16 protein-coding genes are annotated in these 13,318 nt (G+C 59.9%); 7 read left to right on the top strand and 9 right to left on the bottom strand.

Annotated elements, in window-relative coordinates:
• Positions 1–1,431 carry a nodulation protein NfeD gene (locus tag R3E82_07650; protein MEZ5550744.1) on the top strand — a complete coding sequence of 477 codons (1,431 nt, stop codon included), beginning with the start codon at positions 1–3 and terminating at the stop codon, positions 1,429–1,431.
• Positions 1,432–1,443: 12 nt separating this feature from the next.
• Entirely contained in the window at positions 1,444–2,202 is a 759-nt protein-coding gene (locus tag R3E82_07645) for a slipin family protein (protein ID MEZ5550743.1), read from the top strand.
• 38 nt (positions 2,203–2,240) lie between these two features.
• On the opposite strand, the gene R3E82_07640 is transcribed toward R3E82_07645, so the two are convergent.
• Positions 2,241–3,167, bottom strand: coding sequence for a universal stress protein (locus R3E82_07640; GenBank protein MEZ5550742.1), 927 nt, complete (start codon positions 3,165–3,167; stop codon positions 2,241–2,243).
• Between the two features lie 179 nt (positions 3,168–3,346).
• Between R3E82_07640 and R3E82_07635 the strand changes: the two genes are divergently transcribed.
• Genes R3E82_07635 through R3E82_07625 form a run of 3 tightly spaced genes read left to right on the top strand, consistent with a single transcriptional unit; the run spans position 3,347 to position 6,493 of the window.
• Positions 3,347–4,372, top strand: coding sequence for a universal stress protein (locus R3E82_07635; protein MEZ5550741.1), 1,026 nt, complete (start codon positions 3,347–3,349; stop codon positions 4,370–4,372).
• A gap of 19 nt (positions 4,373–4,391) precedes the next feature.
• Positions 4,392–5,300, top strand: coding sequence for a universal stress protein (locus tag R3E82_07630; protein ID MEZ5550740.1), 909 nt, complete (start codon positions 4,392–4,394; stop codon positions 5,298–5,300).
• 17 nt (positions 5,301–5,317) lie between these two features.
• The gene (locus tag R3E82_07625; GenBank protein ID MEZ5550739.1) at positions 5,318–6,493 is read left to right on the top strand and encodes a cation:proton antiporter; all 1,176 of its coding nucleotides are present in this window, start codon (positions 5,318–5,320) and stop codon (positions 6,491–6,493) included.
• On the opposite strand, the gene R3E82_07620 is transcribed toward R3E82_07625, so the two are convergent.
• The 3 genes from R3E82_07620 to R3E82_07610 are packed head-to-tail and all read right to left on the bottom strand — an operon-like array spanning position 6,485 to position 7,662.
• Positions 6,485–6,922 carry a cytochrome c gene (locus R3E82_07620; GenBank protein MEZ5550738.1) on the bottom strand — a complete coding sequence of 146 codons (438 nt, stop codon included), beginning with the start codon at positions 6,920–6,922 and terminating at the stop codon, positions 6,485–6,487. The genes R3E82_07625 and R3E82_07620 overlap by 9 nt on opposite strands.
• A 13-nt stretch (positions 6,923–6,935) precedes the next feature.
• Positions 6,936–7,361 (bottom strand): CBS domain-containing protein, encoded by a 426-nt coding sequence (locus R3E82_07615; protein MEZ5550737.1) that lies wholly within the window; start codon positions 7,359–7,361, stop codon positions 6,936–6,938.
• Positions 7,362–7,365: 4 nt separating this feature from the next.
• Positions 7,366–7,662 carry a TraR/DksA family transcriptional regulator gene (locus R3E82_07610; GenBank protein MEZ5550736.1) on the bottom strand — a complete coding sequence of 99 codons (297 nt, stop codon included), beginning with the start codon at positions 7,660–7,662 and terminating at the stop codon, positions 7,366–7,368.
• A gap of 213 nt (positions 7,663–7,875) precedes the next feature.
• Here R3E82_07610 and R3E82_07605 point away from each other — a divergent pair, with 213 nt between their 5' ends.
• Together R3E82_07605 and R3E82_07600 are read left to right on the top strand one after the other, a co-directional pair.
• Positions 7,876–8,325 (top strand): universal stress protein, encoded by a 450-nt coding sequence (locus R3E82_07605; GenBank protein MEZ5550735.1) that lies wholly within the window; start codon positions 7,876–7,878, stop codon positions 8,323–8,325.
• On the top strand, positions 8,322–8,540 hold the full coding sequence (locus R3E82_07600) for a hypothetical protein (GenBank protein ID MEZ5550734.1): 219 nt from the start codon (positions 8,322–8,324) through the stop codon (positions 8,538–8,540). Before R3E82_07605 ends, R3E82_07600 begins: the two co-directional genes overlap by 4 nt.
• Before the next feature lie 12 nt (positions 8,541–8,552).
• Here R3E82_07600 and hemN read toward each other — a convergent pair whose 3' ends face one another.
• From hemN to R3E82_07575, 5 genes are all read right to left on the bottom strand, one after another.
• Positions 8,553–9,923, bottom strand: a complete 1,371-nt coding sequence (gene hemN / locus R3E82_07595) for an oxygen-independent coproporphyrinogen III oxidase (protein MEZ5550733.1) — start codon at positions 9,921–9,923, stop codon at positions 8,553–8,555.
• 15 nt (positions 9,924–9,938) lie between these two features.
• Entirely contained in the window at positions 9,939–10,655 is a 717-nt protein-coding gene (locus R3E82_07590; GenBank protein MEZ5550732.1) for a helix-turn-helix domain-containing protein, read from the bottom strand.
• Between the two features lie 100 nt (positions 10,656–10,755).
• Positions 10,756–11,076, bottom strand: a complete 321-nt coding sequence (locus R3E82_07585; GenBank protein MEZ5550731.1) for a 2Fe-2S iron-sulfur cluster-binding protein — start codon at positions 11,074–11,076, stop codon at positions 10,756–10,758.
• Entirely contained in the window at positions 11,069–12,226 is a 1,158-nt protein-coding gene (locus R3E82_07580; protein MEZ5550730.1) for a PAS domain S-box protein, read from the bottom strand. The genes R3E82_07585 and R3E82_07580 overlap by 8 nt, the downstream gene beginning before the upstream one ends.
• A complete protein-coding gene (locus tag R3E82_07575) occupies positions 12,226–13,308 on the bottom strand; it encodes a ferritin-like domain-containing protein (protein MEZ5550729.1) in 1,083 nt (360 codons plus the stop codon). The genes R3E82_07580 and R3E82_07575 overlap by 1 nt, the downstream gene beginning before the upstream one ends.
• Positions 13,309–13,318 lie beyond the last annotated feature (10 nt).

The following is a 13,318-nucleotide window of genomic DNA, read 5'->3' as shown; positions in this document are numbered from 1 at the left end:
ATGGACCGATGGCTGAAACTTCTGGTGGCGGCCGCAGCGGTGAGCGCCGGGATCATCCTTGCTGCCGCGGAACCGGCCGGGGCGGCCTCTGATGCCGTGCAGCCGTCCGGGACCACAGGGCACTCCGCTGCCCGGGTCTGGCTGGTGGAATTTGATGGAGCGCTCGGCCCGGCAACCGCGGATCTGATTGTCCGATCGATCGACTCTGCCGGCGCGGCGGGTGCGAGTGCCCTTATCATCCGCATGGATACCCCCGGCGGCCTGGACAAGTCCATGCGGCAGGTGGTGCAGGCGATACTGGCCGCAGAGATTCCGGTCATCACTTATGTTGCACCCGGCGGTGCCCGTGCCGCGAGTGCTGGAACCTACATCGCTTACGCAAGCCATATCGCCGCGATGGCGCCGGCGTCCAATATCGGTTCCTCGACACCGGTGAGCATTGCGCCTCAGCCGAGCCTGCCGGTGCCGGCTCAGCCCCAGCCTTCGCCGGACGGAGAGGGGGCGCCGGAGGGGGCTGCGACCGCGCCGGTACCAGGCGACGCGATGACACGCAAGGTGATCAACGACGCGGTCGCCTATCTGCAGTCTCTGGCCGAACTGCGCGGGCGCAATATCGAATGGGCCGAGGCAACGGTTCGGGAAGGTGCGAATCTGCGCGCTTCAGAAGCGCTTGAACTGAATGTCATAGATCTGATCAGCAGGGATCTGGATGAACTGCTGCAGGCTGTCGATGGCCTTGAGGTGAAGTTGAGCAGTGGATCGACGCAACTGCGTACTGCCGGGGCTGCGATCCACTTCGTGGAATCAGACTGGCAGCACGACCTTCTCGAGTTGATCACGGATCCCACCATTGCCTACGGCCTGCTGATTATCGGCATCTACGGACTGATGCTCGAGTTCTACAATCCGGGCATGGTGTTGCCTGCGGTAGTAGGCGTGATCTGTCTGCTTCTCGGGGCCTATGGTTTGCAGATGCTGCCGGTCAACTACGCAGGACTGGCGCTGATTCTGGTGGGTATCGGCATGATGGTTGCTGAAATTTTCACACCAACCTTCGGGGTGCTGGGTGTTGCCGGGGTGGCGGCGTTCGCTTTCGGATCTGTGATGCTGCTCGATACCCAGTCCCCTGGTTACAGCGTACCGCTTTCGGTAATCGCCGCATTCACCGTGAGCACCGGTGCGCTGGTGGTGCTCGGTATCGGCGCCGCGGTACGGGCGCGTGGACAGGCTGTCCGCACCGGACCGGAAGCGTTCGCAGGCGCTCCGGCTGTGGCGATTGAGACGTTTGAATCAACCGGTCGCGTTCGAGCCTTCGGTGAGATCTGGCAGGCAGTCTGTGAAAAACCGGTTACTGCGGGTGAGCGGCTGCGCGTGATACGCAAGGAGGGTCTGACCCTGATTGTCGAGGCGGCCCCGGTGTCTGAAGCTTAAGGAGTTATAGCAATGGAAATTTTTTCGGTTGTAGTCATCGCCCTGGCAGCCGGCCTGCTGATGAGCGCGTTCAAGGTGCTGCGCGAGTACGAGCGCGGTGTGGTGTTCATGCTTGGACGCTTCCAGAAAGTCAAAGGACCCGGTCTGATCATCATCATTCCCGTGATCCAGCAGATGGTCAGGGTAGATCTGCGCACCCTGGTGCTGGACATCCCCAGCCAGGATCTGATTACCCGGGACAACGTTTCGGTGAAGGTCAATGCTGTTCTGTATTTCCGGGTCGTGGATCCGGAGCGGTCCATCATCAATGTTGAAAACTACATGGAAGCAACCGGTCAACTGGCGCAGACCACCCTGCGTTCCGTGCTGGGTCAGCACGAACTCGATGAACTGCTCGCGGAGCGGGAAAGGCTCAACAACGATATCCAGGAAATCCTTGATCAACAGACAGATCAGTGGGGCATCAAGGTCGCCAATGTCGAGATCAAACATGTGGATATCGACGAAAGCATGATCCGGGCAATCGCCCGGCAGGCCGAGGCCGAGCGGGAACGACGCGCGAAGATCATTCATGCAGAGGGCGAGGAGCAGGCCGCGCAGAAACTCGTGGATGCCGCCGTGCTGCTCAGTCAGCGTCCGGAGGCCATGCAGCTGCGCTATATGCAGACTCTGACAGAGATCGCCGGTGAAAAGAGTTCTACTATCGTTTTCCCGCTTCCGGTCTCATTCATGGATTCGTTGAGCCGGATGGCGGCTGGGCCGGACGGTTAAAAAAGACGGCTGCCAGTTCAGCAGGTATCCGCCCCCGATCAGCCAGATTCCCGAACCGTGATCACATCGCTGTTCAGCGCGCTGATGATGGCTTCTGCCGTGTTGCCGATGATGAGCTGAGAAAGTCCACGTCGCGCCGCGGTACCCAGCACGGTAACCGCTGCACCCAGCTCATTTGCCATTCCGGGAATGACATCCCTGGCGCGACCTTCGAGAAGGTGAATTCTGGTCACCGCCGCTCCGACCTCGGTTACGAGAGACTCGATGAACTTTGCTCTGGATTCCCGCATATCCTTCTTGATGCCTGCGTAGTCCATCGCGACCTGCAGTTCATTGACCGTCTGGCCCAGACTGGGATAGGCAGACACCACGTGAAGATCGCAGCCGAGTATTCTGGCGATCTGATCCGCATGTTCCAGAATCACCCGGTTGAGAGCGGCATGTGTGGTGTCTGCCGCATCCAGTGCTGCCACCACATGGCGGGTTACCGGCCAGGGCTGCTTCGAAATCAGCACCGGGCAGGGTGCTGCGCGCATGAGTGACCAGTCCAGAGGGGCCTGCAGCCGATCGAGCAGAATTTTGTGTTGCGAGACGGGTTTGATGAGCAGATCGACACCGTTGAGGGCGTCCAGCACACCTTTTGCAGCCTGCTTGTTCCAGAGGACGGAACAGCTGAGATCGGCCACCCGGGACTCATAGGGCTCGATCAGCCTGCGCAGGCCTTTACGCTCCGCGGCCTTCAGGCCTTCGATCAGAGCGGCCTGTTGAGGTCTGGGAAGTACGGCTTCGGGTTCCTCGGCAATGGTGTCGTAGATCACTTCCGCCACTTCGATTGCGGCACCGCTGAAGTGCTCGATCAGTGCGGCTTTTTCGAGCGCGATGTCCATGCCCTGGAGACTGTCGTTGGCGATCAGTATCTTCCTGAACAGTGTCTTCGCCGGGGCATCGTTAGCTCGCTTTACCATCTCCACTCTCCGGATTGCATTGAAGGAGTCTGCTGACTGACCTGACCAACCTTACCGTCCGAGTCGATCCAGGCCATTAGGTAGATTCCGAGGGTTCGGTGGAAATACGGATAGCTTACCGGGGATTGGGCGTTACCGTGTGAGTGAAGGTCCTGCTCAACGGAATGGGAGATGTGAAGGTGGCTGCGAAGAAACAGAATCGAACAGTGAAGCGTTCCCGGGCAGGCGACCCGCCTGGCGACAACTCGAAGATGCATCCGGAAAACCTTCTGTTGGTTTACGACGACGCGTTGAGTTCGTCCTACCTGTTTGAGAAAGCACGGCTTCTCTCAGGACCCGCTACCCGGGTACATGTGGTGCAGGTCATCTATGAAGGGATAGCCGATCTCAGTGTTTCGGCCATCGAGAATTCAGCGCAGCTGAAGACCTTTCTGCTCGAATCCGCCGAGAGCGAACTCGAAGAGCAGCTTTTCAGGGTCCGGTCCAGGCTGCCCGACCTCGAGTCCGCCACGTTGTGGAATTCCCGCCATTGGGAGGGTGTGCTGCACGCTGCGGCTGAAACTGATGCCGATCTGATTCTCAAAGCCGCGGATGAAAAGCAGGCTGCCGGGATCGGCGCGCTGGTGCGCACCCCGTCCGAGTGGAATCTGCTCAGACACTCGAAGGTGCCGGTGATGATCGTCAAGCCTCAGGCATGGCCGAAGACGCCGACTCTGTTGTGTGCGCTGGACGTGTTCGATGAAACGCATCAGGCATTGAATCTCGATCTGCTTGCTCAATCGCGCCACCTGGCCGATGCGCTTTCTGCCGACCTCTGTCTGGTCTGTGCCTATCCGTTGTTCGAACCCTGGGTAGGTGAACTCGGGGCGGTAAAGAGCTATGAGGAAATCAAAGATGCTGTGGAACAGGACATCCGTGATCGTATTGCGAAGCTGGTGAAGAAGGCGGGTATCCGCTATCGACACCTCATTCTCGATGAAGGACAGGCCGCCGGTGTGCTCGCCAGAGTCTGCGAAGAGGCCGATGCGGCGTTGCTGATCCTGGGTACCCATGCCCGGGAAGGTGTGGGTGGTGTTTTACTCGGTAACACCTCGGAGCGTATTCTCCATGCGGTTGATACCGATGTACTGACGGTACCGCTGCGCAGCAGAAATCGCTCTGCGAAGACCGCCCGGCGGGCCGGCAAGTCATCGAAAACTGAGTAATCATGAGGATACCCCCAGCGTGAAGAACCCGCGATCCATACTTGTCATCCTGGACAAACCCAAACATCCCCAGGCGGCTCTGGAACGGGCAATCGAGCTGCACAGGCACAGCAATGCTCATCTGCATCTGACGTCCTTTGCCTGGCAGGCGATGGTGGAACAGAACCCGGTTTACGATGTCCACCAGCGCCGCGCGCTGAAAAAGGAAATTCTCCGCCAGCGGAAGGTGTGGCTGGACGCCACCCTGCGGGATCGGAACCTGCTTGCCGGGAATCTGAGCCTGGAAACGGTGTGGACCTCGGATATCGCGGAGTGGGTTGCTGAGCATGCCAGTGACGTGGATCTCGTGGTTAAGTCGGTGCACAAGACCCAGACCCTTGTACACACACCACTGGACTGGCAGCTCATCCGCTCCTGCCCTAAGCCTCTGCTGCTGGTGGGCAGTCAATCAGGCGGTGGATCCGGGAAAAAGTCCCGGAAGAAGGCCGGCCGCGATGTGCTGGCCACACTCGATCTGCGCAACGCGGATCGTAAACATCAGATGTTGAATCTGAAGGTACTGGACGCGGCTGCGCGTTTCGCAGAACTGCAGGGCGGCAAGCTGCACTGTGTTGCTGTGGTTGAGTATTCCGAGGTACTGCACGATCTGGATCTGGTAAACCCGCGTAAGATCCGCAAGCAGGCAATCGAGGCCACGGGAGAATTCCTGGCGTCTCTGATCAGCCGCTACGGTATTCCGGCTGCCCGCGTGCACCGGCCGGCCGGTAAGGTGGGTCACATGGTGAACGCCACAGCGCGCAAGATCAACGCGGGTCTGATTGTCGTCGGCAGTGCCGCCCGGCGTGGGATCAACGCCCGCCTGCTCGGCAACTCGGCGGAAAAAATACTCACTCGCTCACCCTGCGATCTGCTCACCATCCATCCCTGATGTGGGCACTTCCCTAAATGGATCTGCTGGTCCTGGGCGGGCTGTTTCTGGTTGGTCTGGTGGCGGACGTCATTGGCAAAGCCACTCCGCTGCCCCGTATCACCTGGCTGCTGGCCTGCGGGGTCGCCATCGGTCCATATGGGCTTGATCTCGTTTCCGGGCGCATCATTGATGAGTGGTTTCCGCAGCTCACCGGGGTTGCGCTGGCGCTTGTGGGTTTTCTGCTGGGCCGCCATCTCTCACCGGTAATCCTCCGTGCGCGGGGAGCAGACATGACGCTGCTGGCACTCGGGAAAGTGTGTGGGTCCGCGCTGGTGGTTTTCGTGGTGCTGATCTGCGCAGGTGTCGAGCTGCCGCTTGCGCTGCTGTTTGCCGGCATCGCCTCGGCGACAGCGCCTGCTGCGACATTCGATGTGGTGAAAGAGGCGGATGTGCGTGGTGACTTTGTCGATCAGCTGCTCAGCATCGTTGCCATCGACGATGCCCTGGGTCTGATCCTCTTTTCACTTCTGCTGGCAGCGGCTACCGTACTCACAGGCACCCCGGGTCTGGAGCCGCTGTGGCTGGGAGTGCTGGAAATTTTCGGAAGTGTGCTGCTCGGCGGGCTGCTCGGAGTGGCGATGGGACTGCTCTCCGTTCGGCTGGCTTCGCTGAAGGTGAACGGTGATTCCACCCAGGCCGAAGCTTTCGGATTTCTGTTTCTCTGCGCAGGCACTGCCGCCGTTTTCGACCTCTCGCCGATTCTCTCTGCGATGACCATGGGCGCCGTCGTCGCCAGCTTCGGCAAAGACTCCGAAAAGCCGTTTCAGTCCGTAGAGCAGGCCGAGTGGCCGTTCATGATTCTGTTTTTCATCTTCGCTGGTGCATCGCTCGCCGTTGTATCTCTGACGCTGGTGGGTGTCATCGGTGTCCTCTATATCCTTGCCCGGGGAATCGGTACCTGGCTCGGACTGGCTGTGACAAACCGCCTGCTGAGTGTAGAAGTCCGGGCGCCCGGCATGCTGTCCTTAGCCCTGCTGGCCCAGGCTGGTGTGGCTCTCGGCATGGCCCTGATGGCTTCGCAGCGGCTCCCTGAGTATCGGGAGACCATATTGAGTGTGATTCTGGCAACCACATTCCTGCTTGAGCTGACGTCACCGGTGCTGACCCGCTGGGTGCTGCGCCGCGTGGAGGAGCGGGGACTGTCAGTCTGAAATCTGCATTCTGCGCAGGAATTCGACCAGCGCATCCACCTTCGCCTGCGCTCTGGCCAGGGCCGGCTCGTCAAACCCTTCAGACCGGGTGAATTCCGCACCCCACACAGGCATGCCCGATGGCCCGTGAGTCGCGCGTGTGGTTCTGCCGTCGATGATGTCCCGGACGAAGGCCTCGGGATAGCTGCCTGAATTGCGGGCAGAAAGATACCTCAGATCCAGCAGTACCACCGAAAGGTCCGGAGTGACGGCACCGTCTCCCTCGCCATAGAGGCCGTGACAGTTCGAACAATTGGCAAGGTAGAGTGCCGAGCCATCATAGGCGGGAGGGTGTTCGGCAGTCTCTGCCGCCTCATCGCCGGATACGCTGCTGTAGCAGCCGCTCGCCAGCAGGATCAGGATCTGAATCAGAAGACGCAGCGGCATCATCAATTGTCTCCTTTCATGCGGATGCAGCGGGAGGATGGAAGCGCTCCTGCAGATAGGCGGCAAACACCCGACAGGCATCTGTCGCTGTGAATATCCCGGCGAGGCGGCCGTGATGTGTCACCAGCGCGGCGCCAATGTGGCGTTCGGCCATGGTGGACAGCACCTGCTGCAGGGGTACATCGAGATCCACGACATAGCCCGGGCTCACGTAGGCATCCTCGACAGTGAGTTCCTTGGGGTCCGGTGAGCCCAGTTCGGGACCCAGGATCAGCTTGATGTCCCGGTCGGTGATGATACCGACCAGTTCATCGCCCCGGGTCACCGGAAGATGATGCACCCTGCGTTCGAGCATGAGCGCCCGCGCCTCGCCAATGGGTGCGATGACGTCAATGGCATAGGGGAAAGCCGTCATCGCTGATTTGACCCTGGGCTCCTGCATCGCTTCAGTCCCGGGTCAGGGACTTGTCGTTCGCACAATCGATACAGAGTACGGTGACGGGTACGGCATCCAGACGGTCGTCGCCGATTGCCTCTCCACAGCTTTCGCAGTAGGCATAGTCGCCGGACTCGATTCTCGCCAGTGCGCGATCGATTTTCTTTATCTCGGCTTCCAGTTCCTGGTCCAGGGCGATCAGGGTTTCGCCGTTTTCGAGTTCCACTGCCTGCTCCGCGAAATCGGCCGGCAGCGGCTCCTCCCGATGGCGGGTGTGTCGCGAAATCCGCTCGTGCCGTTCCATCATTTCGATTCGCCTGGCTTCGAGTAGCTTTCGGGCGGTGTTCAGATTTGGCATGATTCATTCGGGCCCTGGCAGATGAACCCCGATTAACCTCGACCGGCCACTGATGTGTCACTAAGGGCTTTCCGAATCCGGACGGCGGTGATCCACGGGTAGTCAGTGCAGGCGGATCGCGTAGGCTCGTTGGTTATCCAGGAAAAATCGGGGCGGGTGCGTATGGGGTATTCAAACATTCTGGTTGCCGTGGATCTGTCTGAAGAATCTGTGCAAGTCCTGAAGCGGGCGCAACAGATCGCTGACAACAACAATGCCAGCCTGCACCTGCTCACGGTGATCAAACCCCTGACCCAGGTTTACGGCGGTCTGGATATGGCGCCGATCGCATCGGGCGCGGTGTCCTTCGAAGAGGAAGCGATGAAACAGGCCCAGGATCAGCTCGGCGACCTCGCAACCAGATTCCAGATCAAGCCGGATCACGTCCATGTGGTACTGGGTTCTCCGACTCACGAGATCCGGGAGATGGCGACAGGCTTACGCACCGATCTGATCATCGTGGGCAGTCACGGCCGGCATGGCCTCGGTCGAATTCTCGGATCCACCGCAAATGGCATACTGCACGGCGCTAAGTGCGATGTTCTGGCGGTTCGGGTCGATCACCCGGAATGAGCAAGTACAGTGTTGCCAGAGGGGCGATTACCCGGGCGCTCGAAGCCGGCGAGGGAGACGGATGCAGCAGGGAGGATGTGTTGCTGGCGCTGCTCGTCACCTGCGTGGCGGATTATCGATCCCTCGCAGGCGCGGAAGCAGCAGCAACGGCGCTGCGCTACGAACTCGGCGAGCTGGATGGTGCCATAGACACCCAGTTCATACGTTCCCGCTGATCAGCCCGGTGTTCAGATAGCCTTTGAGAAACTGGTTGTGGCCACCGGCAGATGGCGGTCGAACACCATGCACACATTGCGAATCAGATACCTGCCCCGTTCGGTGACGTTGAGCCGACCGGGCAGCAGTTCGACCAGCCCATCTTCGGCCAGAGGCCTGAGGGCGGGGAGCGCGGATTCGTAGACTTCACGTCCCGGATCGCCATAGCTGGCTTCCAGAGCCCGGACATCCAGTGTGAAGTGACACATGAGATCACCGATGATCTCCCGGATCATCGTATCCTCCCCGGTAAGCAGCAGACCCCGCTCGACAGGCAGTCGTCCGGACGCCAGTGCGGCGGTGTAATCAGGCAGGCTCTTGGCATTCTGGCAATAGCGGTTGCTGATACTGCTGATGGCGCTTACCCCGAGCCCTACGAGTTCGCAGTGGCCGTGGGTCGTGTAGCCCTGAAAGTTCCGGTGCAGGGATCCATCAGCCTGAGCTTTCACCAGCTCATCTTCAGGTCTGGCAAAGTGGTCCATGCCGATGTGTATGTAGCCGGCGGCGCTGAGCGTCTCGACAGCAAGCTGGAGAAGGCCCAGCTTGGCTTCCGGACTTGGCAGGTCGGCGGTGTTGATCTGTCGCTGGGTTTTGAACCGCGCGGGCAGGTGAGCGTAGCTGTACAGGGAGATTCTGTCCGGATTGAGGCCGATCACGCGTTCCAGAGTCCGGGTGAAGCTGCGCGGGTTCTGTTTCGGCAGTCCATAGATGAGATCCACACTGATCGACTTCACGCTGTTGTCGCGTGCTGCTCTCATGATGGCGGCGGTATCGTCTTCGCTCTGCAGTCGATTCACGGCGAGCTGCACATCCGGGTCGAAATCCTGAATCCCGAGACTCATGCGGTTGATTCCGATTTCACAGAGGAAGCGGATTCGCTCAGGTGTCACCGTGCGGGGATCTATCTCGATGGAGTAGTCCCGGTCCGGCCCGCTCTGCAGCTGGAAGCGCTTCTGGAGATGGTCGAAGACTTCTACGAACTGCGCGTCGCTCAGATAGGTCGGGGTCCCGCCACCGAAGTGAAGCTGCTCCACCGGATGGAAGCCCTGCAGTTGACTGCTGACCAGATCCATCTCGGTGAACAGGCTGTTCAGATATCCGATTGCGTGACGGCGGTTATTGGTGATGATTTTGTTGCAGGCGCAGTAGTAACAGATCGTGGCACAGAAAGGCACGTGAATGTACAGGCTCAAAGGTGCGCTGTCGGGAAGTTCCCGGAGTGCCTGGGTGTATGCGTCCGGTGCGAATGACTCGGAAAACAGGTTGGCGGTCGGGTAGGACGTGTAGCGTGGGCCGTTGACGTCGTATGCGCGGATGAGGTCCGGGTCGAAATGGCTGTTCACGGATCGTGTTCCTTTTCAAACACCGCCGAGGTGCGGTGCACTGCAGGCGAGTTCATCGGGTTTGAGGATGCGGATGAGGTCGCGGTCGGTATCGATCACGCCTGTGCGCCGCCAGGTATTGAGTACCCGCGACAGGCACTCCAGGGTGAGTCCGAGATGGTTGGCAAGATCTGTACGGCTCATGGACAGCGGCAGGTGGTTGGGATCGAAACCGAGTCTGGCGAAGCGGAGTTTCGCGAGCGACAGAAATCCGGCAATACGTGCGGGCGCCCGGGACTGGCAGAGATTCACCTGCAGGTTGATACGCAGACGCTCGTGTTCGCCGATCAATCGCAGCAGAGCCTGTCCCGCGCCCAGGCTCCACAGACGGGGCAGCTCCTGCAGACGGATTCGACACACCGTGCCACTGCCCAGGGCAATGGCAGTCTCTTCGAAGTGTGCCGCACGCAGCCCGCTCAATCCCAGCAGTTCACCGGGAAAAGCAAAGCCGGTGACATATTCTTCGCCGGCGCCGGTGGTCTCAGTCGTCTTGAAAGCGCCGGAACGAACCAGGTAACAGTGTTCGGATCGATCTCCCGTACGGTAGAGGATGTCTCCTTTCCCAAGGGGATCCGAAGTACTCAGGCAGTCGTCGAGATGAGACAGGGCCGCTCCGTCGAGATCGGCAGCAATACAGACCGACCGGGTGGGACAGAGTGTGCAGACAGATGTGGCGCGGGCTAAAACTGGCATGAAGGTGACTCTGCGACCTCCCGGGATAGCCAGAAATACGGGGATACCCCTAAGGAAGCGCTGATCAGACCGCCCTCGCGCCCTCGCCTGCCGCTCTGTATCAGTACTGACGTGAGGGCATGCGCACCACCATGCCGTCCATGTCCTCGGTTACCGGAATCTGGCAGGAGAGCCGGCTGGCATCGTTCACATCAAAGGCAAACTCGAGCATTCCCAGTTCGAGTTCATCCGGTTCACCGCACAACGCTGCCGACTCGGCTGTCAGATAGACGTGGCAGGTCCCGCAGGCACACAGGCCGCCGCAGTCCCCTTCAATGCCGGGAACCAGGTGATTGATGGCACCCTGCATGAGGCTGGTGCCGACAGGCACCTCCACCTCGTGTTCCGTGCCGTTATGCTCCACGTAGATGATTTTAGGCACCGGCACCCTCTTTCGTTTCGAGAAGGTCCCGGGCTTCGGCAATCATGGCGAACATCTTCTGCTGGTGAAGGACCGGTGTCAGGGAGAAGTCGAGAGCCTGGCTGTGACCATCGGGGAATACTACTGTGGCCGGCACGCGGAAGGTTTTCCCCTCTTTGCAGGCCGTGATGGCCTCCTCCAGTTGTGCGGATGTCGCGGCGGGATCCTCCGAGAAGAAGGGCAGTGTGCTGAACTGCTGGCCAATGACGTCCAGACCTTCCGGCAGCAGTCGGCGCGCTGCAGCGTTGATCTGTTGCACCCGTCCCTGTGCGTCCAGCAGTGCCATGGCCTGCAGTGCGTGTTCGAACACCGTTTCGAAACTGGCAAGGGATCGTGCGAGCTCGGCAGCCTGAGCGTTGCGCTCACGAAGATCTCGCAGATGAGCGCTGTAGACAAGCTGCTGATCCAGAGTGACCTTGGTAATGGAAGCTTCGAGCGGAATTTCCTCGCCGGTGGCGGTGAGTCCAACCACCTGACTGCGTTCACCCATCAGTCTTGCAGCGTGGCGCTCACCGGAAAAACGCTGCATGTGCGCAGAATGGTCCGCGCGAAAACGTCCTGGCAGCAGCGTGTCGAGGGGTTTGCCGACCAGTTCACCGCTTGCGTACCCGAACAGTTTCTCGGCGCTCGGATTGCCGTAGAGGATGTTGAAGTTCTGATCCACATTGATGATCGCATCCGCTGAGATCGCCAGCACTCTGGCCGCCAGCCGATGAGCCTGCCGGGTCTGCTGTTGTCTGGACTGCTCCGCCGTTATGTCCTGAAAACTCACCAGGTAACAGGCATCTACACCCTCCCGAAGACGGCCGACCCGCACTCTGACCGGAAGCTCTCTGCCGTCTTCGGTCTGCACCAGCAGGTGCACGTGCTGCAGCTCCGGAGCATCCGGCACTTCCGCCCAGCGCTGCATCCAGGCAAGGGGATTGAGTCGGCTGCGCTCCTGCTCGGGAAGAAAATCGAGGATGCTGCGGCCAACCGGGTCTCCGGTGAGACCCAGCAGGTCGGTGGCCGCAGGGTTTGCGTACAGCAGCGAACCGCTGGGCTCCATGATCAGCATGGGCTGAGGGAAGCTCGCGAGCAGCTCGGTCGCCGGGATGTCCTGTAGCGGCACTAGTACGCGGCCTGTTCCGAGTTCAGCACGTTCATGTCGGATTTCCGGTCTTCCATCGCCTCGAGCACCGACAGATCTGCGTTCACCGGTACTCCCGCTGCTTCGAACATCGCCTTGGTTCTGGGTGTCACCAGTCCTGCGCGGATCAGGGCGGGAATCATGAGGTCCTTCAGGGAATGGATCTGACCGGGTGGCAGATCCCGGGTGATGCCGAGCTCGGCGGCTTCCTTCAGGCCCGCCATGAAGTCATTCGCGTCGATGCCGCTGACTTCGAGTACTTTCCGGAAACCGGCATCCATGGGGGTCTTCTGTCCTTCGACCAGGATTTTCACCGCGTCGAAGGCGAACTGGGCAAGATCTTCCCGCTCGTCCGGGTGCAGAGCGGCGACGGTGGGTGTGAGGTAGACGTGCCCGAAAGAGACATGGCGGGATTCGTCGCGCATGACGTTGAAGGTGATGGACTTGAGCAGTGGCTCCTCGGTCTGCTTGTACATGTTGTTGAACGCACCGAGCGCGAGTCCTTCGATGATCATGTTCATGCCGATCATCACCTTGCAGAAATTGTTGGTGTTGAGCGTGGTGTCGATGAGGGTCTTCAGCCAGGGCACCATCGGATAGTGAATGGCGATCTTATTGACATAGCGGTCGTAGGCTTCCACGTGTCTGGCTTCGTCGATCGTCTGGGTGGCGGCGTAGTATTTCGCCTTCATGTCGGGTACCCCATGGGCCACCGTTGCGGCGGTGAGCAGTGCCCCCTGCTCGCCGTGCAGAAACTGGGAGAGCAGCTGGGCGGTGGAGTGGGCCGAGAAGGTCTCACGCTGGGTCTGGGACAGCTTCTGAAAAAAGGGCATCCGGGCGTACTGACTGTGTTCTGACGCGATGATGGGATTGGAAGGATCGATGGGGGTATCCCAGGCCAGTTCCGAAGCATTCCACTGGTTTTCTTTGGCCCGGTTGTAGAGGTCGTCGAGCTTGGCCACCTTGCCCCGATAGTCGAAATTCCAGGACACCTTCATGAGTGCATCGTAGGTGTCTGATGGGGCGGCAGTTACGGTGTGTTTCCCTCTTACGACGGCGGCCATATGAGTACTC

Source organism: Pseudomonadales bacterium (genome assembly GCA_041395945.1).
GTDB lineage: Bacteria > Pseudomonadota > Gammaproteobacteria > Pseudomonadales > Azotimanducaceae > SZUA-309.
The sequence above is the reverse complement of the archived record's forward strand: the minus strand, read 5'-3'. Positions and strand labels throughout refer to the sequence as shown.

Coding starts and splice junctions, on each gene's coding strand:
- R3E82_07610 (MEZ5550736.1), bottom strand. CDS start 7,662: ATGATGGAACGGCACGAGCGGATTTCGCGACACACCCGCCATCGGGAG.
- R3E82_07615 (MEZ5550737.1), bottom strand. CDS start 7,361: ATGCAGGAGCCCAGGGTCAAATCAGCGATGACGGCTTTCCCCTATGCC.
- R3E82_07650 (MEZ5550744.1), top strand. CDS start 1: ATGGACCGATGGCTGAAACTTCTGGTGGCGGCCGCAGCGGTGAGCGCC.
- R3E82_07600 (MEZ5550734.1), top strand. CDS start 8,322: ATGAGCAAGTACAGTGTTGCCAGAGGGGCGATTACCCGGGCGCTCGAA.
- R3E82_07590 (MEZ5550732.1), bottom strand. CDS start 10,655: ATGCCAGTTTTAGCCCGCGCCACATCTGTCTGCACACTCTGTCCCACC.
- R3E82_07640 (MEZ5550742.1), bottom strand. CDS start 3,167: ATGGTAAAGCGAGCTAACGATGCCCCGGCGAAGACACTGTTCAGGAAG.
- R3E82_07575 (MEZ5550729.1), bottom strand. CDS start 13,308: ATGGCCGCCGTCGTAAGAGGGAAACACACCGTAACTGCCGCCCCATCA.
- R3E82_07645 (MEZ5550743.1), top strand. CDS start 1,444: ATGGAAATTTTTTCGGTTGTAGTCATCGCCCTGGCAGCCGGCCTGCTG.
- R3E82_07625 (MEZ5550739.1), top strand. CDS start 5,318: ATGGATCTGCTGGTCCTGGGCGGGCTGTTTCTGGTTGGTCTGGTGGCG.
- R3E82_07605 (MEZ5550735.1), top strand. CDS start 7,876: ATGGGGTATTCAAACATTCTGGTTGCCGTGGATCTGTCTGAAGAATCT.
- R3E82_07620 (MEZ5550738.1), bottom strand. CDS start 6,922: ATGATGCCGCTGCGTCTTCTGATTCAGATCCTGATCCTGCTGGCGAGC.